Source organism: Streptomyces nojiriensis (genome assembly GCF_017639205.1).
GTDB lineage: Bacteria > Actinomycetota > Actinomycetes > Streptomycetales > Streptomycetaceae > Streptomyces > Streptomyces nojiriensis.
This window is the reverse complement of the sequence record NZ_CP071139.1, coordinates 4,754,697-4,777,070: the sequence shown is the minus strand read 5'-3', so window position 1 is coordinate 4,777,070 and position 22,374 is coordinate 4,754,697. Positions and strand designations below refer to the sequence as shown.

Below are 22,374 nucleotides of genomic sequence, written 5' to 3'. Positions count from 1 at the left end.
CTCGCCAGGGGGCACCTCCCAGCGGTAGCCGGGGGAGTTTGAGGCGCGGGGTCCGGGGCGGAGCCCCGGGAGCGGCGCCGCAGGGCGCCGTCAGCGCTGGGCGGGCACCTGCGCCGGCACCTGCACCTGCACCTGGTCGGCGGGATCCGCCACCGGCTCCACCGCACGCCGCCGTCGCGCGACGACCCGCGCGCCCAGCCACACCAGGAACCCGGTCGGCAGGAACACCGCGTCCGCGGCGATCATCGCCAACGAGAAGAACGGCAGCCCCAGCAGCACCGCGATCCCCGCGTGCTCCAGCATCATCAACGCCAGCAGCACGTTCTTGATCCGCCGGTTGAACAGCGTGAACGGGAACGCCACCTGGACCGCCACCGTCCCGTACGACAGCAGCATCACCAGCGTCCCGCTGCCCGTCACCAGCGCCGACAGCGCCGGCCACGGGCTGAAGTAGTCCAGCCCCAGCGGGTAGTACAGGGCCGTCCCGTCCTGCCACCGGGACCCCTGGATCTTGTACCAGCCCGCCGTCGCGTAGATCAGGCAGACCTCCGCCATGATCACCAGCATGCCCGCGTTGTGCAGCAGGTTGGCCAGGACGTCCAGGACCGCCCGTCCCTCGCCCTCCGGCTCGTTGCGGTCGACCAGCCACCACAGCCCGCAGGCCACCCACACCGCCGCGAACGCCGCCAGCCAGCCGTAGCCGAAGCCGCCCGTCACTGCGCCGAAGGCGAACACCGCGCCCAGCACGCCCCACAGCACCGGCCCGGCCGCCCCGGCCGTCGCCGAGCCGCGCGTACGGGCCCGGCGGGCGTCCAGCGACCAGACCTGCGCGCACCGGGTCAGCACCAGGTAGATCGCCATCAGGTGGATGACGTTGTCCCCGCCGTCGCCCATGAACACGCTGCGGTTCTGCAGCGACAGCACACCGACCATGAAGACCACGGACGTCGCCCGCGTCCGCCAGCCCAGCACCAGCCCCGCGCTCGCCAGCACGGACACCAGGTAGACGAGCTCGAACCACAGCGGGGAGTCCGACCACATCAGCACCGTGAAGGCGTGGTTGGAATCGATCAGCCGCTCCGCGAGGTGCCAGCTCCACGGCCCGTCCGGCCCGTACAGCTCGGCGCGGTTGGGGAACTCGCGCAGCAGGAAGAAGAGCCAGGTCGCGGCGAAGCCGATGCGGACCACGGCGCTCTGGTACGGGCCCAGCGCCCGCCCGGTGACCTGCGCGGCCGTCCGGGCCGCCGCCTCGCGGGCGCGTCTCACACCGTCCACCACGGCAGCTCCCGGTAGTAGGTCTGGGTGTCGGTGGTCTCGGTGCTCCACTTCGGCGCGGGCACCGCCGTGGTCGCCGAGCGCAGCTGGATCCGCAGGAGGATCCCGTCCCGCGGATACGGGGGGAGCCTGTTCAGCGCGATCCGCCGGAGGTACTCCTCGGACAGCTGCCCGCGCTCGCCGCTCGGCTTGTTGTCCTCGTCGTGGGAGCCGGTGAAGAAGTCCCAGGCGCGGCGGAGCTCGTTCTGCCGGGTGTGGCTCGGCAGCAGGCTGTGCCGGATGGCCTCGCCGTCCTCGGCGCTCAGGTCGTGCCAGGGCGTGGTGACCACCTCGCCGTAGCCCGTCCTGACCTCCGCCCGCACCTCCACCGCGATGTTCTGCTGCAGCGGGTTGGGGGCGAACAGCTTCCAGTTCTGTTCGAACTCGGGGTAGACCCAGCCGTCGACCGTCTTCGCGTGCTGCTTGCTGAGGGTGTTGCTCGGGGCCACGTGCAGGAAGACGAGTGCGAGGTGCGTGCAGGCGGCGACCGCGATCACCCCCAGGGCCAGCGCGGTCACGACCCGGTACGGGGCGGACAGACCGGCGATTCCGGGCGTCCGCGGGGGTGGCGGAGCGGCCCCTTCGGCGGGCTCGTGCTCGTTCGAATCCATCCCCACCCGATCGTCCGGTGTCCACAGGGTTGACCTCAGAGGTTGACACCCTACGGGCCGCCGACTCACCATTGAAGCGAATGAACCGAACGATCGGTCGGTCGGGCGGACAGCGGACTCTGGCAGGGGGCCGGAATGGTGGCAGTGACCCCGGAGACGGGGCCGGACACGGCCCTCGGGACAGACGGGACGGACGGGACAGGCATGACTGCTGACCTGGGCGCACAGCTCGCGGCGGCATTCGACGCGGCCGTGGCGGCCGACGAGCGCGTGGAACCGCGCGACTGGATGCCGGACGAGTACCGCGCCTCCCTGGTGCGCCAGATGGCCCAGCACGCCCATTCCGAGATCATCGGCATGCAGCCCGAGGCCAACTGGATCACCCGCGCGCCCTCGCTGCGCCGCAAGGCGATCCTGATGGCCAAGGTCCAGGACGAGGCCGGCCACGGGCTGTACCTCTACAGCGCGGCCGAGACCCTCGGCACCAGCCGCGACGAGCTGCTCGACAAGCTCCACTCGGGCAAGCAGAAGTACTCCTCGATCTTCAACTACCCCACCCTGACCTGGGCGGACGTCGGCGCCATCGGCTGGCTCGTGGACGGCGCGGCGATCACCAACCAGGTGCCGATCTGCCGCTGCTCCTACGGGCCCTACGCACGCGCCATGGTCCGGATCTGCAAGGAGGAGTCCTTCCACCAGCGCCAGGGGTACGAGCTGCTCCAGGCGCTCTCCCGCGGCACCGAGGCCCAGCACGCGATGGCCCAGGACGCGGTGGACCGGTGGTGGTGGCCGTCGCTGATGATGTTCGGCCCGCCGGACGACGAGTCGGCGCACTCGGCCCAGTCGATGGCCTGGCGCATCAAGCGGCACTCGAACGACGAGCTGCGCCAGCGGTTCGTGGACATCGCCGTCCCGCAGGCCGAGTCCCTCGGTCTGACCCTGCCCGACCCGGACCTGAAGTGGAACGAGGAGCGCGGACACCACGACTTCGGCGCCATCGACTGGGCCGAGTTCTGGAACGTGCTCAAGGGCAACGGCCCCTGCAACGAGCAGCGGATCGGGCAGCGGCGCAAGGCCCACGAGGACGGCGCCTGGGTGCGCGACGCGGCCGCCGCGTACGCGCGCAAGCAGACGGCACAGCAGGTGGCACAGCAAGCGGCGAAGCACGCCGGACAGAACGAGGAGGCACGGGTATGACGCAGAACTGGCCCCTGTGGGAGGTCTTCGTGCGCTCGCGCCGCGGCCTCTCGCACACGCACGCGGGCAGCCTGCACGCGCCCGACGCGGAGATGGCCCTGCGCAACGCCCGCGATCTCTACACCCGGCGCAACGAGGGCATCTCGATCTGGGTGGTGCCCTCCACCGAGATCACCGCCTCCTCGCCGGACGAGCGCGACCCCTTCTTCGCGCCGTCCGCCGACAAGCCGTACCGGCACCCCACCTTCTACGACATCCCGGAGGGGGTGAGCCACCTGTGACCAGCACCGACACCACGCGCCTCACCGGCGCCGGCGCCGCGGCGGCACTCGCGCTCGGCGACGACGCGCTGATCCTCTCCCACCGCCTCGGCGAGTGGGCCGGACACGCCCCCGTCCTGGAGGAGGAGGTCGCCCTCGCCAACATCGCCCTCGACCTGCTCGGCCAGGCCCGGATCCTGCTGTCCATGGTCGGCGACGAGGACGAGCTGGCGTACCTGCGCGAGGAGCGGTCCTTCCGCAACCTCCAGCTGGTCGAGCAGCCGAACGGCGACTTCGCCCACACCATCGCCCGCCAGCTCTACTTCTCCATCTACCAGCACGAGGTCTACGGGGAGCTCGCCCGCGGGGACGGCCCGTTCGCGCCCCTGGCGGCCAAGGCCGTCAAGGAGACCGCGTACCACCGCGACCACGCCGAGCAGTGGACCCTGCGGCTCGGGGACGGCACCGAGGAGAGCCGCAGCCGGATGCGGGCCGCCCTCGACGCGCTGTGGAAGTACACCGGCGAGATGTTCCAGCCGGTGGACGGCCAGGACGGCCTGGACCTGACCGCCCTGGAAGAGCGCTGGCTGACCGCGCTGACCGGCGTACTGGACCAGGCCGGACTCGACCTGCCCCAGGGGCCGCGCACCGGCGCCTGGGCGGCCGGGGCCGGACGCCAGGGCCTGCACACGGAGTCCTTCGGCCGGATGCTCGCCGAGATGCAGCACCTGCACCGCAGCCACCCGGGGGCCTCATGGTGACCACCGACGCCGGAACGACCCGTCTGGAGGCGGAACTGGCCGCGCTGGCCGGCTCCGTCCCGGACCCGGAGCTGCCCGTGCTCACCCTCGGTGAGCTCGGCGTGGTGCGCGGGGTTCGGATGCACGAGGACGGCCACGCCGAGGTCACGCTGACGCCGACCTACACCGGCTGCCCGGCCATCGAGGCCATGTCCGCCGACATCGAGCGGGCCCTGACCGGCCACGGCATACCCGAGGTGCGGGTGACCACCGTGCTGGCCCCCGCCTGGTCGACCGACGACATCAGCGCCGAGGGCCGCCGCAAGCTCGCCGAGTTCGGCATCGCCCCGCCCCGGCCGCACGCGGCCGGCGGACCGGTCCCGCTGACCCTGTCGGTCCGGTGCCCGAACTGCGGATCGACCGACACCGAGCTGCTCAGCCGCTTCTCCTCCACCGCATGCAAGGCGCTGCGCCGCTGCACCGCCTGCCGCGAACCGTTCGACCACTTCAAGGAGCTCTAGATGGCCGCCCCCCGCCACGGCGCGTTCCACCCGCTGACGGTGGCGGCTGTCGACCGGCTCACCGACGACTCGGTGGCACTGACCCTGCGGGTTCCCGAGGAGCTGCGCGAGGACTACCGGCACGCCCCCGGCCAGCACCTGACGCTGCGCCGCACCGCCCCCGAGGGCGGCACCGAGGTCCGCCGCACCTACTCGATCTGCTCCCCCGCGCCGTCCGCGGACGGCCCGGGCCCGGAGCGGCTGCGGGTCGGGGTGCGGCTGGTGGAGGGCGGCGAGTTCTCCACCTTCGCCCACAAGGAGATCGCCGCCGGGGACGTGCTGGAGGTCATGGTCCCGGCCGGGCGCTTCGTGCTGGAGCCCGCCGCCGCCCCGGCATCGGGGCACTACGCGGCGATCGTCGGCGGCAGCGGCATCACGCCCGTGCTGTCGATCGCGGCGAGCCTGCTGGCCGCCCGGCCCGATGCCCGGTTCTGCCTCGTGCGCAGCGACCGTACGGCGGCCTCGACGATGTTCCTGGAGGAGGTCGCCGACCTCAAGGACCGGTATCCGGCGCGGTTCCAGCTGGTGACGGTCCTCTCCCGGGAGGAGCAGGAGTCCGGGCTGCCCTCCGGGCGGCTGGACGAGGAGCGGCTGGCGGCCCTGCTGCCCGCTCTGCTGCCGGTGACGGAGGTGACGGGCTGGTTCCTGTGCGGCCCGTACGGGCTGGTGCAGGGCGCGGAGCGGGCCTTGGGCGCGCTCGGCGTCGCACGGGCCCGGGTGCACGAGGAGATCTTCCACGTCGAGGACACCGCGCCGGCGGCCCGCGCCGCGGGCGTCCCGGCCCCTGCGCACGGGCGGGTCACCGCACGGCTCGACGGCCGTTCGGGCACCTGGCCGGTCCAGGACGGCGAGTCCCTGCTGGACGCGGTGCTCCGCAACCGCGCGGACGCCCCGTACGCCTGCAAGGGCGGCGTCTGCGGCACCTGCCGGGCGTTCGTGGTCTCGGGCGAGGTCCGGATGGAGCGCAACTTCGCGCTGGAGGCCGAGGAGACGGAGGCCGGATTCGTCCTGGCCTGCCAGTCGCACCCGGTCACGGAGGATGTGGAGATCGACTTCGACCGCTGAGCGCGGAACGACGTCCCTCGGGTCCGGCCCCTGTCCCACGACAGGGGCCGGACCGTTTTCGAGGCCGGCCGTTTCGCGGCCGGACCGTTTTCGACGGCCTGTCCATTTCCAAGGCCTGTCCATTTTCAAGAACGTGTTCTATCTTGACGCACCGTCAGACGCGACACCGTCGGACCGACCGTGTGGGAGGACAGGCAGTGGACTTCACCTTCACCGAGGAGCAGCAGGCCGCCGTCGAGGCGGCCCGGGCCGTGTTCGCGGATGTCGCGCCCGACGGCGTGCCCAGCCCCGCGCTGACCCCGGGGGCCGTCGCCGACGACTTCGACCGCCCGCTGTGGGCCAAGCTCGCCGCATCGGACCTGCTGAGCCTGGTCCTCGCCGAGGAGCTCGGGGGAGCGGGCCTGGACGCCGTCGCCCTGTGCCTGGTGCTGCGCGAGGCCGCCAGGGTGCTGGCGCGGGTCCCGCTGCTGGAGCACTGCGCCACCGCCATGGCCGTACAGGCCCACGGCAGTCCCGAACTGGCCGCCGCCCTGCTGCCCGGCGCGGGGCGCGGCACGCTCGTGCTCACCGCCGCCGCCCACGGGCGCTCCGGCCACGACCCGGCCGAACTCGCCGTCATCGCCCGCCGCGAGGGCGAGGCGTGGATCCTGGAGGGCACGCAGACCGCGGTCCCCTGGGCGCACGGCGCGGACTGGATCGCCGTACCCGCGCACACCGGCGAGGGCGAGGCCGTCCTCGCGCTCGTCCCGCGGACCGCCGACGGGCTGGCCCTCGCCGAGCAGGTCTCCACGAGTGGGGAGCGGCTCGCCGAACTAGCCCTCGACGGCGTGCGGGTGGCCGGGACGCACCTCATCGAAACCCCGGGAGCCTGGGAACGGCTGCGCCAGCTCCTCGCCACCGGAACCTGCGCGCTGGCGCTCGGACTGGGCGAGAACGTACTCACCATGACCAGCGGGTACACCGGCAAGCGCGAACAGTTCGGCTTCCCGGTGGCCACCTTCCAGGCCGTCGCCGTCCAGGCCGCCGACCGGTACATCGACCTGCGCGCCATGGAGGTCACGCTGTGGCAGGCCGCCTGGCGGCTCGATGCCGCGACCGGCGGCGCCGGTGGTCCCCTGCCGAGCTCGGGTGATGTCGCCGTCGCCAAGATCTGGGCCTCGGAGGGCGTACGCCGGGTCGTGCAGACCGCCCAGCACCTGCACGGCGGCTTCGGCGCCGACACCGACTACCCGCTGCACCGCTACCACGCCTGGGCCAAGCAGCTGGAGCTCCAGCTCGGCCCGGCCGCCGCGCACGAGGAGGCCCTGGGCGACCTGCTGGCCGCCCACCCCCTCGCCTGAGCGGACACCTAGGCCGTCTCTTTCGGATCTTGTCGGCCGAGCCCGCGGCGTCCGGTGCCGTACATGGCAAGGCGGAGGAGCGCACCGTGTACTGGACGTACTCGGGCGCCCCGACAACGCGGCCAGGTGCGGTGCCGGGCGTCGCGGGCCCGGCAAGATCCGGAAGAGACGGCCTAGAGCACGAAGGCCGGGTTCCCGTGGTCCGTCACCATCGGGCGCCCGGCACCGTCCCAGGCCTGCATCCCGCCGTCGACGTTCACCGCGTCGATCTCCTGGCGCACCAGGTACTGGGTGACCTGCGCGGAACGCCCGCCGACCCGGCACATCACGTACACCCGGCGGCCGTCCTCGACGGCCTCGGTCAGCTCGCCGAAGCGGGCCACGAAGTCGCTCATCGGGATGTGCAGGGCACCCTGGACGTGGCCGGCCGCCCATTCGTCGTCCTCACGGACGTCGAGGACAAAGCCTTCGGAGGGCACCGCGGTGGCGTCCACCGAGGGGAGCGGTCCGAAGTTCATAGCTGTCGCCTTCTCTCTTCACGAATCTGCTGCCAACCTATCCGACCACCCGGTACGGGCGGACCGGGCTCACTCGGCGGCGAGCTCCGCCGCCAGCTCCGCCTCGCGCTCGGAGACCTGCGCGAGCAACTGCTCCGCGATCTCCTCCAGCAGCCGGTCGGGGTCCTCGGGCGCCATCCGCAGCATCGACCCGATCGCGCTCTCCTCCAGCTCCTTGGCGACGAGCGACAGCAGTTCCTTGCGGCGGGCCAGCCACTCCAGCCGGGCGTACAGCTCGTCGCTCTCGCCCGGTACCGCCGCCTCGGGCGCCGGTCCGGCCGCCCACTCCTCGGCCAGCTCGCGCAGCAGCCCCTCGTCGCCGCGCCCGTAGGCCGCGTTGACCCGCGCGATGAACGCGTCGCGCCGCGCCCGCTCGCCTTCCTCCTGGGCGAGGTCGGGGTGGGCCTGGCGGACCAGCTCGCGGTAGAGGCGGCGCACCTCCTCGGAGGGCCGCACCCGCTCCGGCGGCCGCACGGGCCGGTCGGTCAGCATCGCGGAGGCGTCGTCGGAGATCCCGTCGGAGCCCAGCCAGTCGTGGAACAGCTCGTCCACCCCGGGCATCGGCATGACCAGCGAGCGCGCTTCCTGTGCCCGCCGCAGGTCCTCGGGATCCCCGCTGCGGGACGCCTTCGCCTCGGCAATCAGGGCGTCCAGCTCGTCGAGCCTCGTGTACATGGGGCCGAGCTTCTGGTGGTGCAGGCGGGAGAAGTTCTCCACCTCCACCCGGAAGGTCTCCACCGCGATCTCGAACTCGATCAGCGCCTGCTCGGCGGCCCGCACGGCCCGCTCCAGGCGCGCCTCCGGGCGCTCCCCACCGGTGACGGAGGAGTCACCGGAATCACCGGGGACTGTCTGCTCAGGCTGCTCGGTCTGCTCGCTCACCCGGCCAGCCTACGGCCCGTCCGCGCGGGCGGTGTTTCACGTGAAACACCGCCCGCGGCGACAGGGCCCGCCACCGCTCCCGCCGGACCCGTCAGACCCCGGTCTCCGCCGCGATCCGGCCGGCCCGCACCGCCGCCACCAGGTCGGCGTGATCGGCCTCGGTGCGGTCGGCGTAGGCCACGGCGAAGGTCGCCATCGCCTCGTCCAGCTCGTCGTTCTTCCCGCAGTACCCGGCCAGCAGCCGCGGGTCGACGCTGTGCGCGTGCGCCCGGGCCAGCAGGGCGCCGGTCATCCGCCCGTAGTCGTCGATCTGCTCGACGGCCAGCGCCGCCGGATCCACGCTGCCCTTGCGGTTGCGGAACTGTCGCACCTGGAAGGGGCGGCCCTCCACCGTGGTCCAGCCCAGCATGATGTCGGAGACCACCTGCATCCGCTTCTGCCCGGCCACCACCCGGTGGCCCTCGTGCTCCTCCGGCGCCGAGACGAAGCCGAGCCCGGGCAGGTGCGGCAGCAGCACCGAGGGCCGCGCCTCCTTGACCTGGAGCACCAGCGGCTCGCCCCGGTGGTCCAGCAGCAGGACCACGTACGAGCGGGTGCCGACGCTCCCGGTGCCCACCACGCGGAAGGCCACGTCCTGGATCGCGTACCGGGCCAGCAGCGGCAGCCGGTCGCCCTGGAGCGTCTGCAGGTAGGGGCCGAGCGAGGCCGCCACGGCCGCCGCCTCCGCGTCCCCGACCCGGCGCAGCACGGGCAGCGCGTCGACGAAGCGGCGGGCGCCGTCCGGCCCTATCTCCGTGGACTTGGCCGCGAACCGCGCGGAGGTGTTGTTGCGGGCCTTCTCCGAGACCCGCTCCAGCGTGCCCAGCAGATCGCGGGCGTCGGCGTGCGAGACCAGCTCCTCGTCGGCGATGGCGTTCCACGCGTCGAGCGCGGGCAGCTTGGACAGGAGCCGCATGGTGCGCCGGTAGGCGCCGACCGCGTCGAGCGCGGCCGCCCGGCAGGTGTCCTCGTCCGCGCCGGCCACCCGGCCCGCCAGCACCAGCGAGGCCGCCAGCCGCTTCACGTCCCATTCCCACGGGCCGAAAACGGTCTCGTCGAAGTCGTTGAGGTCGATGACGAGCCGCCCGCGGGCATCCCCGTACAGACCGAAGTTCGCCGCGTGCGCGTCACCGCAGATCTGCGCGCCGACCCCGGTCACCGGACCACCGGAGAGGTCGTGGGCCATCAGCCCGGCCGCCCCGCGCAGGAACGCGAAGGGGTTCGCGGCCATCCGGCCGACCCTTATCGGGGTCAGCTCGGCGACCCGCCCGGCGTTGGACTCCTCCACCGCGCGCACGGCGTCCGGCCGCCCGGCCGGCGCCGTGAAGGCGGCGTGCGCCGACCTCGGCAGGCGGGCGCGCAGCGCCTTGCCCTCCTCCTTCGGCGAGCCGGCCGCCACCCTCGGCGCGAAGCCCGCCACATCCGGAATCCGCTGACCCGTCATCGCCGCCATCGACGCCGCCCCCACCCGTTCACTTCATTGATCGCTTCTCGAACGGGCTGACCGTATCTACAGCCCGGCGTCCCTGGCCAGCAGCGCCGCCTGCACCCGGTTCTCGCAGTCCAGCTTCGCGAGGATCCGGCTCACGTACGTCTTCACGGTCGCCTCGCTCATGTGCAGCCGCCGGCCCGCCTCCGCGTTGGACAGTCCCTCGCCCAGCAGCGCCAGCACACCGCGCTCCCGCTCGCTGAGCTCCGCCACCTGACGCCGGGCCACCTCACCGCGCACGGCGGCCTTCCCGGACGCCAGCTGGTCCACCACGTGCCGGGTCGCCCCCGGCGAGAGGTAGGCGTCCCCGGCCGCCGCCGCCCGGACCGCCCCGATCAGCTCGCCCGGCGCCGAGTCCTTCAGCAGGAATCCCGCGCCGCCCTCGCCCAGCGCCCGCAGCACGTTCTCCTTCTCGCCGAAGGTGGTCAGGATCAGCGCCCGCACCTGCGGCACGGCCCGCCGCAGCTCTCCCAGCGCCGTCAGCCCGTCCATCACCGGCATCTGGATGTCCAGCAGCATCACGTCGGGCGCGTGCGAGCGGGCCAGGTCCACCGCCTCCCTGCCGTTGGCCGCCTCCGCGACGACCTCGATGTCCGGCGCCGAGGTCAGGATCATCCTGATCCCGGCCCGGATCAGTGGCTCGTCGTCGGCGATCACCACTCTGATCACTTCGGCTGTCACCCCGCGCTCCTACTGCTTGACCTCGTACTCCTGCTTTTCCACGAGCTTGCCGTCCTTGAAGCAGAACCGGAAGATCCGGTCCGTTCCCACGGCGCTCGGCTGGTTCTCGGCCAGCAGGGCCAGACATTCCGAGCCCGCCGGCCTCGGCGGCCCCTTGCGGGCGGCCCCGGCGGTCATGAAGTTCTCCCCGGTCGGCAGCCGGTCGCGGACGGACTGCTCCGACTCGCCCACGTGCACGGCGTCGAACTCGTCCCGGTCGATCATCGCGTCACTCGCCGAGTCCAGCAGCAGCACCACTCCGGCGCCGAACACGATCACCAGCAGCACCACCGCCGCGAACGCGATCCCGCAGCCCACCGCGACGCCCCCGGAGCGGCTGGGCACGCGCACGGCCAGCTCCCGGTCCACCGCCTCCCAGTCCATCGGCTGCTCGCCGCCGCGCCCCGGCAGCGGGCCGCGCGCGTACGCGTGCGCCTGCTGCCCGAAGTCGTCGGCCACGTCCACGCCGGCCGGCTCCGCCCCGTACGGGAGGACCCCGGCCACCCGGAACCCGCCGCCCTCGGCGGGGCCCGCGTGCACCATCCCGCCGACCAGCCGGGCCCGCTCGCGCAGCCCGGTCAGGCCCTGCCCGCCCGAGACCACCTCGTCGGCGGCCGGACCGGCCGACGGCCCGTTGGCGATCTCCACCACCAGGGAGTCGTCCTCGTACCGCAGCTCCACCGTGATCGACGCCCCCGGAGCGTGCTTGTAGGCGTTCGTGAGGGCCTCCTGCACGATCCGGTACGCGGCGTGGTCGCACGCCGCGACCAGCGGCCTCGGCTGCCCCGACGTGGTCAGCCTTACGTCGGTGCCCGAGCCCCGCGCCGCCTCCACGACCCCGGCGATGCCGGCCACCCCGCGCGCCGCGGGCTGGGCCTCCTCCGCCGGCGCGGGCGCCTCGACCCCGTCGCGCAGGATGCCGACGACCTCGCGCAGCTCGTGCATCGCGGCCACCGAGGCCTGCCGCAACACCCCCACCGCCTCGCGCTGACGATCGGTGAGCTGCGGATCGACCTCCAGCGCCCCGGTGTGCACGGAGATCAGGGCCAGCTGGTGGCCCAGGCTGTCGTGCATGTCCTGGGCGATGCGCTGGCGCTCGCGCAGCCTCGCCTGCCCGGCGACCATGGCCCGCTCGCGCAGCAGCTGGCCGTTGCGCTCCTGGAGCGCGCGCAGCAGGGTGCGGCGCTGCGACCAGTACCGGCTGGCCAGACCGGGCATCACGGTCGTCGCCAGGAACATCAGCGTGGAGAACACGATCACCAGCAGTGGCTGCATCTGCGCCCACTGGTCCACCACGCCGCAGCCGATCGCCGCCACGAAGGCCAGCGTGAAGGCCGCCAGCGCCCGGCCCACCCCGATGATCCGCCGCCCGGCCGACCAGCCCAGGAGGGGCAGGACGAAGAAGGCCCCGGGCAGGAAGGAGACCACGCCCGAGGCGATCACGAGCGTGCTCCCCGGCAGCCTGCGGCGCAGCAGCGTCAGCACCACCGCGGCCACGGCGCCGAGCATCATGCGCTGCCCGGAGGCGTTGCCGACCTCCTCGACACCCAGTCCGAGTATGGCCAGTACGCCGCCGAGCGCCAGGTCCCCCGCCAGCATCCGCCGGGTCCACGGCTCCGGGCCCTTCAGCCAGTCCCAGCCGGCCCGCGTCTTCGCCATCACATCCACGCGCCCGACCCTAGACACCCGCGCTCCGGCCCGGCCGCCCTCTTTCGTCGCGCCCCGCACGACGAAAGTCGACCGGTGCCCCGTCCCCGCGCCTGCCGGGGCCCGTCGTCACCGCCCGGTCGGGCCCGCGACGCGGGCGAAGACCAGCTCCAGCACGGCGACCCGGTCCAGCCGGGCCGGCCCGCCGGTCATCCCGTCCAGGAACACCACCCGGCCGCCGTTGTTGTGCACGTACAGCAGGTGTCCGCCGACCTCGGTGCCGCCGATGACGCGCCGCACCCACACCACTCCCTGGGTGTCCGGTCCGGTCTCCTCGGCCCGCCTGATCACCTCGTCCCAGCTCGCGCACCGCAGCTCGCGCGCGGCCGGGAAGTGGCGCCGCAGCAGCAGCTCCCACCAGCCGGGCGCCTCGTGCGCGGGCTGCCACGGCAGCGGCGACGCGGGGCCGCCCGCGAGCGCGGCGGCCGTCGCGACCACGCAGCCGCGGGCGTTCAGCCGCCTCGCCTGCACCTGCGGGTCGCGCTCGACCGGATCGTGCGTGTACGCCGTGGCGTCGCCCCACGGATCGTCCGAAGCGGGGTGGAAGGGCTCCCCGTGGTCCTTGGGCACCACGAGCGACGCCGCCAGCATGGGCGTGCGCGGACGGCCCGGCCGCTCGGTGGTCCGGCAGGCGAACAGCCAGGTCCCGGCGTCCTCGGCGACGGGCTCGATGCCCGCCAGCCCGACGAGGCCGCCGTACGTCGACAGCAGCCACTCCAGCGCGGTCTGCCACGGTTCGGCCTTGGAGGTCTTCGCCGTGCCGGCCCGCTCCCAGCCGCCGTGGCGCACGTAGGCGAGGTACTCGTCGAGGGGCAGGTGTGTCGGCGGGAAGTCCACCCACGAGCCGTCCTTGGCCACGATCACGAGTGTGTTGAACGGACTCGCCCAGGGATCCCCGGCGCCGGTGCTCTCCCGGGTCCCGAACCGGACGGTCCAGGCCTGCTCGTGCTCCCGGGTGAGCTCCGGCCGCAGCACGATCGTCGACGGCTCCGGGGCGAACGCCTGCACGAGGCGGGCCCGGGCCGCTTCGACGGCCTCGTCCGAGGTGAGCAATGTCTGAATCCTGACGGTGCCGGCGGGAGGGGACATGAGCGATCCCGCACATCCGGCGGCCACAACTCGTCCCGTGATGCGGACAGTTGGATCACCCTAACCAGGTCCCGCGAAAAAACCACAGCTCAGGGGCCCTGAGGAGGGACGTACGTCACACACGCGCCCGGGGGGAAATGCGAAACGGCCGCCACCGCTTTCGCAGTGACGACCGTCTCGTCGATGTGGGCGAGGGGGGATTTGAACCCCCACGTCCCGAAGGACACTGGCACCTGAAGCCAGCGCGTCTGCCGTTCCGCCACTCGCCCGAGCAGCGCCCCAGTGGATCTTCCCTTTCGGGCCTTTCCCCTGGCGACGTCGAAACATTAGCACGGAGAACGGGGTGGATTCACATCGCTTTCCCGGCACCCCCCGACCCCGCCGCGGACGGCCCCTCCCGCACTCCGCTCCCGGTGCGGGACACTGTCCCTGGAGCGCCCCTACGATCCCTTGTGAGGACCAACACTCGTCCTCACAGGAACGATGGGGAACCACCCGAATCCGCCACGCGTGGATACGATCAGTAAGCAGTACAGGGCGACAGCGACGGAGGAGGTGCCCCATGGGAGTTCTGAAGCGGTTCGAGCAGCGACTCGAAGGTCTGGTGAACGGCACCTTCGCCAAGGTGTTCAAGTCCGAGGTCCAGCCGGTGGAGATCGCCGGAGCCCTCCAGCGGGAGTGCGACAACAACGCCACCATCTGGAACCGCGAGCGGACCGTCGTCCCCAACGACTTCATCGTCGAGCTCAGCGCCGGTGACTACGACCGCCTGAGCCCCTACTCCGGGCAGCTCGGCGACGAGCTCGCGGGCCTCGTCCGCGACTACGCCAAGCAGCAGCGCTACAGCTTCATGGGCCCCATCAAGGTCCACCTGGAGAAGGCCGACGACCTCGACACCGGGCTCTACCGGGTCCGCAGCCGCACCCTCGCCTCCAGCACCTCCCAGCCGCAGGCAGGGCCACCCTCACCGCAGGGCGGCTACGGCTACCCGCCGGAGAGCCCTCCGCAGGGCGGCTACGGATATCCCCCGGTCGCGGCACCGCCCATGCCCAGCGCCCCGCCCCCCGGCGGACCCGGCGCCCGGCGGCCCGCTCCGGGCGCACCTGCCGGACCGGCCCCCGCGGCCGGCCCGGGCGGCGCCCGGCGCCACTGGATCGAGATCAACGGCACACGCCACCAGATCTCGCGCCCCACGCTCGTACTCGGCCGAAGCACGGAAGCCGACGTGCGGATCGACGACCCCGGCGTATCCCGCCGGCACTGTGAGATCCGGACCGGAACGCCCTCGACGATCCAGGATCTCGGGTCCACCAACGGCATCGTGGTGGACGGGCAGCACACCACCCGCGCTACGCTCCGCGACGGCTCGCGGATCGTCGTGGGCAGCACCACCATCATTTACCGGCAAGCCGAAGGGTGAAGCGGGGGCAATGTCAGAGCTGACCCTGACGGTCATGCGGTTGGGTTTCCTGGCCGTTCTGTGGCTGTTCGTCATCGTGGCCGTCCAGGTCATCCGCAGCGATCTCTTCGGGACGCGCGTGACCCAGCGCGGGTCCCGTCGTGGCAGCGGAGGCGCCGGCGGCGCCCCGCAGCAGGCGGGCCGCCAGGCCGCGCCTCCGCAGCAGCGCCAGAGGCGCGGCGCGCCAACGAAACTCGTCGTCTCCGAGGGCATCCTCACGGGAACCACGGTGGCCCTCGCCGGCCAGACGATCACGCTGGGCCGCGCGCACGATTCCACGATCGTGCTGGACGACGACTACGCGTCCAGCCGCCATGCCAGGATCTATCCCGACCGTGACGGCCAGTGGATCGTCGAGGATCTCGGGTCCACCAACGGCACGTATCTCGACCGGACCCGGCTGACCACCCCGACGCCCATTCCGCCGGGCGCACCGATCCGCATCGGCAAGACCGTCATCGAGCTGCGGAAGTAGTACGAGAATGAGCGAGCGGAGCGAGCGCGCGGCGGCGATCCGTCCCACCGAGGACACGGACCCGTGCGCGCTCCCGACCGGAGGGTGGGCAGTGTGGCTCGAGACCGGTTGTACCCGGAGGCAGCTTCGTCGACAGGGCAGGTGCGCATGAGTCTGTCCTTGCGGTTCGCCGCCGGATCACACAAGGGCATGATCCGCGAGGGGAACGAGGACTCCGGCTACGCCGGTCCCCGGCTCCTCGCGATCGCCGACGGCATGGGAGGCCAGGCCGCCGGCGAGGTCGCGAGCTCCGAGGTGATCTCCACCCTCGTGCAGCTCGACGACGACGTCCCGGGCTCCGACATCCTCACCTCCCTGGCCACGGCCGTGCAGCGCGCCAACGACCAGCTGCGCGTGATGGTCGAGGAGGACCCGCAGCTCGAGGGCATGGGCACCACGCTGACCGCCCTGCTGTGGACCGGCCAGCGCCTCGGCCTCGTCCACGTCGGCGACTCCCGCGCCTATCTGCTCCGCGACGGCGTCCTCACCCAGATCACCCAGGACCACACCTGGGTGCAGCGCCTCGTCGACGAGGGGCGCATCACGGAGGAAGAGGCCACCACCCACCCGCAGCGCTCCCTCCTGATGCGCGCGCTGGGCAGCGGCGACATCGTCGAGCCCGACCTCTCCATCCGCGAGGTCCGGGCCGGTGACCGCTACCTGATCTGCTCCGACGGGCTCTCCGGCGTCGTCTCCCACCAGACCCTGGAAGAGACCCTCGCCGACTACCACGGTCCCCGCGAGACCGTGCAGTCGCTGATCCAGCTCGCGCTGCGCGGCGGCGGACCCGACAACATCACCTGCATCGTCGCCGACGTCCTCGACACCGACAGCGGCGACACCCTCGCCGCCCAGGTCAGCGACACCCCGGTGGTCGTCGGCGCGGTCGCCGAGAACCAGCACCAGCTCTTCGACGGCGGCAACGCCATGCAGACCCCGGCCGGCCGGGCCTCGGGCCTCGGCCGCCAGGGCCAGCCGCCCGCCGGCGCCTTCGGCCCCCCCGGCAGCGGCGACGCCCCCGGCTACGGGTACTCCGACCAGGGCCAGGCCCAGGGCGGCAACGGCTACGGCACCTTCGGCGAAGCCGACGCCTACGCGGCCGACCCGGGCTACGAGGACACGTACAACCACCCCCGCAGGCGCCGCAGCAAAGGGCGCAAGTGGACCACTCGTACGCTGACCCTGCTCATCGTGGCCGGTGTCATCGGCGGCGGCCTCTACGCGGGCTGGCGCTGGACGCAGACCCAGTTCTACGTGGGCGTGAAGGGCGAGCACGTCGCGCTCTTCCGCGGCATCAGCCCGAAGCTGGGGCCGCTGGAGCTCTCCAAGGTGGAGACCGACCGCCCCGACATCGAACTGAAGTACCTGCCGCCCTTCAAGCGGAAGCTGGTCGAGGCCACCATCAGCGAGAACAGCTTCGATGCGGCGCGCAAGAAGCTCGACGATCTCGGCGTCCAGGTGTCCGCCTGCAAGAAGGACGAGGAACGCCGCAACGCCGAGGCGCAGAACAGCCAGACGCCCGCCCCCAGCCTGACTCCCGAGGAGCAGCAACTGGTCGGGCTGTGCGGCAAGTAGTAGACATACGCGGGCGCAGGGGGCCTGCCACACCATGAGCGTAGTCACCAATACGACCACCATCGGCGCCATCGAGCTGCCGAGCCGGCGGAACACCGAGCTCCTGCTGCTCGGCTTCGCCGTGCTCATCCCGATGTTCGCCTACGCCAACGTGGGCCTCGCGATCAACGACACCCTGCCCCCCGGCATGGTGCTCTACGGCCTCGGCCTCGGCGCCCTCGCCGGGATCGCGCACCTCATCGTGCGCCGGTACGCGAAGTACGCCGACCCGCTGCTGCTGCCGCTCGCGACCCTGCTCAACGGGCTGGGCCTCGTCCTGATCTGGCGCCTGGACCAGTCCGGGCGCCTGCAGAACCTCGCCAAGAAGTCCTTCGGCACGTTCTCCCCCTCCGCGCCCCGCCAGATGATGTACACGGCGCTCGCCATCGCCCTGTTCGCCGCCGTCCTGCTGATCCTCAAGGACCACCGCGTCCTGCAGAGATTCACGTACATCTCGATGGCAGGCGCCCTGGTCCTGCTGATCCTGCCCGTCGTCCCCGGCCTCGGCGCCGACGTCTTCGGCGCGAAGATCTGGATCAGCGTGGGCGGCTTCTCCATCCAGCCCGGTGAGTTCGCGAAGATCGTCATCGCGATCTTCTTCGCCGGCTACCTGATGGTGAAGCGCGACGCGCTCGCCCTGGCCAGCCGCCGCTTCATGGGCCTCTACCTGCCGCGCGGCCGCGACCTCGGCCCGATCCTGATGATCTGGGCGATGAGCCTGCTCGTCCTCGTCTTCGAGAACGACCTCGGCACCTCGCTGCTCTTCTTCGGCATGTTCGTGATCATGCTGTACGTGGCCACCGAGCGCACCAGCTGGATCGTCATCGGCCTGCTGATGTCGGTGGGCGGCGCCGTGGTCGTCGGCACCTTCGCCAGCCACGTCCAGGCCCGCGTCAACGCCTGGCTCGACCCCTTCGCCTGCTACGCCACCTCGGGCGCCTGTGAGCAGGTCGGCCAGTCGATCATGAGCTTCGGTTCCGGCGGTGTCCTCGGCGCCGGCTGGGGCCAGGGCAACTCCGACCTGATCGGCTTCGCCGCCAACTCCGACTTCATCTTCTCCACCGTCGGCGAAGAGCTCGGCCTCGCCGGCGTGATGGCCTTCCTGCTGCTCTACGGGCTGATCATCGAGCGGGGTGTGCGCACCGCGCTCGCCGCCCGCGACCCCTTCGGCAAGCTCTTCGCCATCGGCCTCTCCGGCGCCTTCGCGCTCCAGATCTTCGTGGTCGCCGGCGGCGTCATGGGCCTCATCCCCCTCACCGGCATGACGATGCCCTTCCTCGCGTCCGGCGGTTCCTCCGTCCTCGCGAACTGGATCCTCATCGCCATCCTCATCCGGATCAGCGACACCGCACGCCGCCCCGCACCGGCCCCCGCCCCGTCCCCCGACTCCGAGATGACCCAGGTGGTCCGTCCGTCATGAACAAGCCCCTGCGCCGCATCTCGCTGTTCTGCGGGCTGCTCGTCCTCGCCCTGCTGATCCGCACCAACTGGCTGCAGTACGTGCAGGCCGAGGAGCTCAGCACCCGCAAGGAGAACCGCCGGGTCCAGATCGCCCAGTACGCGACCGAGCGCGGCAACATCATCGTCAAGGGCGAGCCGATCACCGGTTCCAAGGTGACCGACGGCAGCGACTACAAGTACAAGCGGACCTACACCAACGGCGAGCTCTGGGCTCCCGTCACCGGTTACGCCTCGCAGGCCTTCGGCTCCACCCAGCTGGAATCCCTCGAGGACGGCATCCTCACCGGCAACGACGACCGGCTGTTCTTCGACCGCACCATCGGCATGTTCACCGGGGAGAAGAAGCAGGGCGGCAACGTCGTCACCACGCTGAACCCCGATGCCCAGAAGGCCGCCTTCGAGGCGCTGGGCACGAAGAAGGGCGCCGTCGCGGCCATCGACCCGCGCACCGGCGCCATCCTGGCCCTGGTCTCCACGCCCTCGTACGACCCGTCGCGCTTCGCGGGCAACTCCAAGGACGACGGGAAGGCCTGGAACGAGCTGAAGGACAGCGAGGACAAGAACCTCGTCAACCGCGCCCTGCGCGAGACGTACCCGCCGGGCTCCACGTTCAAGGTGGTCACCGCGGCCGCCGCCCTCGAACACGGCGTCGTCCAGGACATCAACGCCGCCACGGACACCCCCGAGCCGTACTTCCTGCCGGGCACCAAGACCGTGATGGTCAACCACGCCCAGGGCTGCGAGAAGGCCAGCCTGAACAAGGCCCTCGAGATCTCCTGCAACTCCGTCTTCGCGAACATGGGCGACAAGGTCACCCGCGACAAGATGGTGGAGACCTCGGAGAAGTTCGGCTTCAACAACGACAAGATCGACATCCCGGTCCGCGCGTTCGCCAGCATCTACGACAAGAAGATGGGCAAGGACGGCAACGCCCAGAGCTCCATCGGGCAGTTCAACACCGCCGCCACCCCGCTCCAGATGGCCATGGTCACCGCCGCGATCGCCAACGACGGCAAGCTGATGAAGCCGTACATGGTGGACAATCTCACGGCCCCCAACCTGGACATCATCGAGAAGCACGAGCCGCAGGAGATGAGCCGGCCGCTCTCCGCCGCCAACGCGGAGAAGGTGCAGCAGATGATGGTCAACGTCGTCGAGAACGGCACCGGCGGCAAGGCCAAGATGAAGGGCGTCACGGTCGGCGGCAAGACCGGTACGGCGCAGCACGGCGAGGGCAACAAGAAGCGCCCCTACGCCTGGTTCATCTCCTACGCCGAGACCCCGGACAAGACCTCGCCCGTCGCCGTCGCCGTCGTGATCGAGGACAGCGAGGCGGACCGTGAGGACATCAGCGGTGGCGGCCTGGCCGCTCCCGTCGCCAAGGCGGTCATGCAGGCGGTACTGAACAGCCAGGGGTGACCGAGGGACGACGGACCGGAGTTCAGTGACTCACATCACAGAATTCCGCCGCGTCCGCGCGTACGGTACCGGTCCAGTATCAGCCTGTGGCCACGAACCGATCACGGACGATCGGCCGGTAGCCTTTGCGCGAACAGCACACCGCCGGACCACACACAGGTGCGGTCGGGACTGACGGAGAGGGCTGCAACGTTATGGAAGAGCCGCGTCGCCTCGGCGGCCGGTACGAGCTGAGCCACGTGCTCGGCCGTGGTGGCATGGCCGAGGTCTACCTCGCTCACGACACCCGGCTCGGCCGTACCGTCGCCGTCAAGACCCTGCGCGCCGACCTCGCCCGTGACCCGTCCTTCCAGGCCCGGTTCCGGCGCGAGGCCCAGTCGGCCGCGTCGCTGAACCATCCGGCGATCGTCGCGGTCTACGACACCGGCGAGGACTACGTCGACAACATCTCCATCCCGTACATCGTGATGGAGTACGTCGACGGTTCGACGCTGCGCGAGCTGCTGCACTCGGGCCGCAAGCTGCTGCCCGAGCGCACGCTGGAGATGTGCATCGGCATCCTCCAGGCCCTGGAGTACTCGCACCGCGCCGGCATCGTGCACCGCGACATCAAGCCCGCCAACGTGATGCTGACCCGCACCGGCCAGGTCAAGGTCATGGACTTCGGCATCGCCCGCGCCATGGGCGACTCCGGCATGACCATGACGCAGACGGCCGCCGTCATCGGCACCGCCCAGTACCTCTCGCCCGAGCAGGCCAAGGGCGAGCAGGTCGACGCGCGTTCCGACCTCTACTCCGCGGGCTGCCTGCTCTACGAGCTGCTCAGCGTCCGGCCCCCGTTCGTCGGTGACTCCCCCGTGGCCGTCGCCTACCAGCACGTACGGGAAGAGCCGCAGCCGCCGTCGAACTTCGATCCCGAGATCACGCCCGAGATGGACGCCATCGTCCTCAAGGCACTGGTCAAGGACCCCGACTACCGCTACCAGTCGGCCGACGAGATGCGTGCCGACATCGAGGCCTGCCTCGACGGCCAGCCCGTCGCCGCCGCCGCGACCATGGGTGCGGCCGGCGGCTACGGCTACCCCGACCCGGGGCACGGCTACGGACACCCGGGCTACGACCAGCCCACCACCGCCCTGCGCGCCACCGACCCCGGCGGTCAGACGGCGATGATGGCGCCCATGCCCCCGGGCGACGGCGGATACGGCTACGGCGACCAGGGCCACGGCGGCTACGACCAGGGCGGGAACCGCGGCCAGAAGAAGAGCAAGGCGTCCACCGTCCTGCTCGTCGCGGCGGGCATCCTCGTCCTGGTCGGCGCGATCCTCATCGGCCGCTCCCTCTTCGGCGAGAGCGCCGACAACCGGCCCGCCGTGCCCAAGCTCATCGGCCAGACCTTCGACCAGGCGCAGAAGAGCGGCAACAACGTCGGCCTCAAGGTGGTCAAGGGCCCCGACGCACCCTGCGACGACCAGCCCAAGGGCAACGTCTGCAAGCAGGACCCCGCGGCCGACACCAAGGTCGACGAGGGCTCGCCCGTCACGGTGACGATCTCCACGGGCGCGCCCAAGGTGGCGGTCCCCAGCGTGGTCAACCTCAAGTTCGAGGACGCGGAGAAGCTGCTCAAGGAGAAGGGGCTGCAGGTCGACCGCAAGCCCCAGGAGTCCGAGCGCGCCGCCGGAACCGTCCTCGAGCAGACCCCGAACGGCGGCGAAGCGGAGCGGAACAGCGTCGTCACGCTGACCGTCGCCAAGGAGATCTCCAAGGCCGACGTGCCGGAGCTCAGGGGCAAGAAGAAGGACGAGGCGGTCAAGGCACTCACCGACGCCAAGCTCCGGCTCGGCAGCGTGACGGAGACCGAGTCGCCCGGAGCCGTACCGGGCACGGTCGTCGATCAGCAGTTCGCGGCGGGCCAGCAGCTCGAGGTGGGCAAGACGGTGAACATCAGCATCGCCAAGGCCTCGGCGCAGACCACGGTGCCCAACTTCGCCGGCCGCACCGTGGACCAGTACAAGGAAGAGCTGCGGCGCGCCAACCTGCGGCTCGGCGTCGTCACCGGCTCGACGGACGGCAACGCGATCGTCGTGACCACCGACCCGCAGCCGGGCACCCCGGTCCAGACGGGCCAGACGGTGAACGTCATCGCCTTCGGCGGCGGCGGCCAGCAGCAGGGCGGCAACAACAACGGCGGCGGCTTCGGCGGCCTGGGCGACAACCGCTGACCGGGTCGCCGGCGCGGCCACCGGCACAGTGAAGAGGTCCGGCCTCCCTCCCGTTCCCGGGAGGGAGGCCGGACCTTTGTGCGTCCCGCCGCTGTACGGCCGCCTGCGGCCGCAT

The 22,374-nt window shown here is 71.7% G+C and carries 20 protein-coding genes and 1 tRNA gene; 12 read left to right on the top strand and 9 right to left on the bottom strand.

The features are described 5' to 3' along the window. Positions 1-90: 90 nt before the first annotated feature. A complete protein-coding gene (locus tag JYK04_RS22265; RefSeq protein ID WP_229875416.1) occupies positions 91-1,266 on the bottom strand; it encodes an HTTM domain-containing protein in 1,176 nt (391 codons plus the stop codon). Then, complete coding sequence (locus JYK04_RS22260; RefSeq protein ID WP_229875374.1) at positions 1,263-1,925, bottom strand: DUF5819 family protein; 663 nt, start codon at positions 1,923-1,925, stop codon at positions 1,263-1,265. The genes JYK04_RS22265 and JYK04_RS22260 overlap by 4 nt, the downstream gene beginning before the upstream one ends. 135 nt (positions 1,926-2,060) lie before the next feature. On the opposite strand from JYK04_RS22260, the gene paaA reads away from it, so the two are divergent. From paaA to JYK04_RS22230, 6 genes are all read left to right on the top strand, one after another. Further along, the gene (gene paaA / locus JYK04_RS22255; protein ID WP_373297437.1) at positions 2,061-3,122 is read left to right on the top strand and encodes a 1,2-phenylacetyl-CoA epoxidase subunit PaaA; all 1,062 of its coding nucleotides are present in this window, start codon (positions 2,061-2,063) and stop codon (positions 3,120-3,122) included. Further along, a complete protein-coding gene (gene paaB / locus JYK04_RS22250; protein WP_030817166.1) occupies positions 3,119-3,403 on the top strand; it encodes a 1,2-phenylacetyl-CoA epoxidase subunit PaaB in 285 nt (94 codons plus the stop codon). The genes paaA and paaB overlap by 4 nt, the downstream gene beginning before the upstream one ends. After that, entirely contained in the window at positions 3,400-4,143 is a 744-nt protein-coding gene (gene paaC, locus JYK04_RS22245; RefSeq protein WP_189738167.1) for a 1,2-phenylacetyl-CoA epoxidase subunit PaaC, read from the top strand. The genes paaB and paaC overlap by 4 nt, the downstream gene beginning before the upstream one ends. Further along, positions 4,137-4,643: a 1,2-phenylacetyl-CoA epoxidase subunit PaaD gene (paaD, locus tag JYK04_RS22240; RefSeq protein ID WP_189738165.1), complete on the top strand. Its 507-nt coding sequence runs from the start codon at positions 4,137-4,139 to the stop codon at positions 4,641-4,643. Before paaC ends, paaD begins: the two co-directional genes overlap by 7 nt. After that, positions 4,644-5,747, top strand: a complete 1,104-nt coding sequence (locus JYK04_RS22235) for a 2Fe-2S iron-sulfur cluster-binding protein (protein WP_189738162.1) — start codon at positions 4,644-4,646, stop codon at positions 5,745-5,747. A 197-nt stretch (positions 5,748-5,944) separates the two neighbouring features. After that, positions 5,945-7,087, top strand: a complete 1,143-nt coding sequence (locus tag JYK04_RS22230) for an acyl-CoA dehydrogenase family protein (RefSeq protein WP_189738160.1) — start codon at positions 5,945-5,947, stop codon at positions 7,085-7,087. 173 nt (positions 7,088-7,260) lie between these two features. Here the strand turns inward: JYK04_RS22230 and JYK04_RS22225 are convergent, their stop codons facing one another. The 7 genes from JYK04_RS22225 to JYK04_RS22195 form a co-directional block, all read right to left on the bottom strand. Next, complete coding sequence (locus JYK04_RS22225; RefSeq protein WP_189738158.1) at positions 7,261-7,605, bottom strand: rhodanese-like domain-containing protein; 345 nt, start codon at positions 7,603-7,605, stop codon at positions 7,261-7,263. 69 nt (positions 7,606-7,674) lie between these two features. Beyond that, entirely contained in the window at positions 7,675-8,436 is a 762-nt protein-coding gene (locus JYK04_RS22220) for a hypothetical protein (RefSeq protein ID WP_229875414.1), read from the bottom strand. A 181-nt stretch (positions 8,437-8,617) separates the two neighbouring features. Beyond that, complete coding sequence (locus tag JYK04_RS22215; RefSeq protein ID WP_189738153.1) at positions 8,618-10,018, bottom strand: DUF2252 domain-containing protein; 1,401 nt, start codon at positions 10,016-10,018, stop codon at positions 8,618-8,620. Positions 10,019-10,075: 57 nt separating this feature from the next. Further along, the gene (locus JYK04_RS22210) at positions 10,076-10,735 is read right to left on the bottom strand and encodes a response regulator (RefSeq protein WP_272933167.1); all 660 of its coding nucleotides are present in this window, start codon (positions 10,733-10,735) and stop codon (positions 10,076-10,078) included. A gap of 9 nt (positions 10,736-10,744) precedes the next feature. Continuing rightward, positions 10,745-12,433, bottom strand: a complete 1,689-nt coding sequence (locus JYK04_RS22205) for a sensor histidine kinase (protein ID WP_189738626.1) — start codon at positions 12,431-12,433, stop codon at positions 10,745-10,747. Positions 12,434-12,550: 117 nt separating this feature from the next. Next, positions 12,551-13,570 (bottom strand): toxin glutamine deamidase domain-containing protein, encoded by a 1,020-nt coding sequence (locus JYK04_RS22200; protein WP_189738151.1) that lies wholly within the window; start codon positions 13,568-13,570, stop codon positions 12,551-12,553. A 186-nt stretch (positions 13,571-13,756) separates the two neighbouring features. Beyond that, positions 13,757-13,839, bottom strand: a tRNA-Leu gene (locus JYK04_RS22195). Positions 13,840-14,132: 293 nt separating this feature from the next. Here JYK04_RS22195 and JYK04_RS22190 point away from each other — a divergent pair. From JYK04_RS22190 to pknB, 6 genes are all read left to right on the top strand, one after another. Next, a complete protein-coding gene (locus JYK04_RS22190) occupies positions 14,133-14,990 on the top strand; it encodes an FhaA domain-containing protein (RefSeq protein ID WP_189738147.1) in 858 nt (285 codons plus the stop codon). A 10-nt stretch (positions 14,991-15,000) separates the two neighbouring features. Next, positions 15,001-15,504, top strand: a complete 504-nt coding sequence (locus tag JYK04_RS22185; protein WP_189738144.1) for an FHA domain-containing protein FhaB/FipA — start codon at positions 15,001-15,003, stop codon at positions 15,502-15,504. Positions 15,505-15,651: 147 nt separating this feature from the next. Next, positions 15,652-17,118, top strand: a complete 1,467-nt coding sequence (locus tag JYK04_RS22180; protein ID WP_229875371.1) for a PP2C family protein-serine/threonine phosphatase — start codon at positions 15,652-15,654, stop codon at positions 17,116-17,118. A gap of 34 nt (positions 17,119-17,152) precedes the next feature. Continuing rightward, complete coding sequence (locus tag JYK04_RS22175; RefSeq protein ID WP_189738138.1) at positions 17,153-18,577, top strand: FtsW/RodA/SpoVE family cell cycle protein; 1,425 nt, start codon at positions 17,153-17,155, stop codon at positions 18,575-18,577. Beyond that, entirely contained in the window at positions 18,574-20,037 is a 1,464-nt protein-coding gene (locus tag JYK04_RS22170; RefSeq protein WP_189738135.1) for a peptidoglycan D,D-transpeptidase FtsI family protein, read from the top strand. Before JYK04_RS22175 ends, JYK04_RS22170 begins: the two co-directional genes overlap by 4 nt. A gap of 194 nt (positions 20,038-20,231) precedes the next feature. After that, complete coding sequence (pknB, locus tag JYK04_RS22165; protein WP_189738133.1) at positions 20,232-22,259, top strand: Stk1 family PASTA domain-containing Ser/Thr kinase; 2,028 nt, start codon at positions 20,232-20,234, stop codon at positions 22,257-22,259. Positions 22,260-22,374 lie beyond the last annotated feature (115 nt).

Coding starts and splice junctions, on each gene's coding strand:
- JYK04_RS22260 (WP_229875374.1), bottom strand. CDS start 1,925: ATGGATTCGAACGAGCACGAGCCCGCCGAAGGGGCCGCTCCGCCACCC.
- paaA (WP_373297437.1), top strand. CDS start 2,061: ATGGTGGCAGTGACCCCGGAGACGGGGCCGGACACGGCCCTCGGGACA.
- paaB (WP_030817166.1), top strand. CDS start 3,119: ATGACGCAGAACTGGCCCCTGTGGGAGGTCTTCGTGCGCTCGCGCCGC.
- paaD (WP_189738165.1), top strand. CDS start 4,137: ATGGTGACCACCGACGCCGGAACGACCCGTCTGGAGGCGGAACTGGCC.
- JYK04_RS22235 (WP_189738162.1), top strand. CDS start 4,644: ATGGCCGCCCCCCGCCACGGCGCGTTCCACCCGCTGACGGTGGCGGCT.
- JYK04_RS22225 (WP_189738158.1), bottom strand. CDS start 7,605: ATGAACTTCGGACCGCTCCCCTCGGTGGACGCCACCGCGGTGCCCTCC.
- JYK04_RS22215 (WP_189738153.1), bottom strand. CDS start 10,018: ATGGCGGCGATGACGGGTCAGCGGATTCCGGATGTGGCGGGCTTCGCG.
- JYK04_RS22205 (WP_189738626.1), bottom strand. CDS start 12,433: ATGGCGAAGACGCGGGCCGGCTGGGACTGGCTGAAGGGCCCGGAGCCG.
- JYK04_RS22200 (WP_189738151.1), bottom strand. CDS start 13,570: ATGTCCCCTCCCGCCGGCACCGTCAGGATTCAGACATTGCTCACCTCG.
- JYK04_RS22190 (WP_189738147.1), top strand. CDS start 14,133: ATGGGAGTTCTGAAGCGGTTCGAGCAGCGACTCGAAGGTCTGGTGAAC.
- JYK04_RS22185 (WP_189738144.1), top strand. CDS start 15,001: ATGTCAGAGCTGACCCTGACGGTCATGCGGTTGGGTTTCCTGGCCGTT.
- JYK04_RS22180 (WP_229875371.1), top strand. CDS start 15,652: ATGAGTCTGTCCTTGCGGTTCGCCGCCGGATCACACAAGGGCATGATC.
- JYK04_RS22175 (WP_189738138.1), top strand. CDS start 17,153: ATGAGCGTAGTCACCAATACGACCACCATCGGCGCCATCGAGCTGCCG.
- JYK04_RS22170 (WP_189738135.1), top strand. CDS start 18,574: ATGAACAAGCCCCTGCGCCGCATCTCGCTGTTCTGCGGGCTGCTCGTC.
- pknB (WP_189738133.1), top strand. CDS start 20,232: ATGGAAGAGCCGCGTCGCCTCGGCGGCCGGTACGAGCTGAGCCACGTG.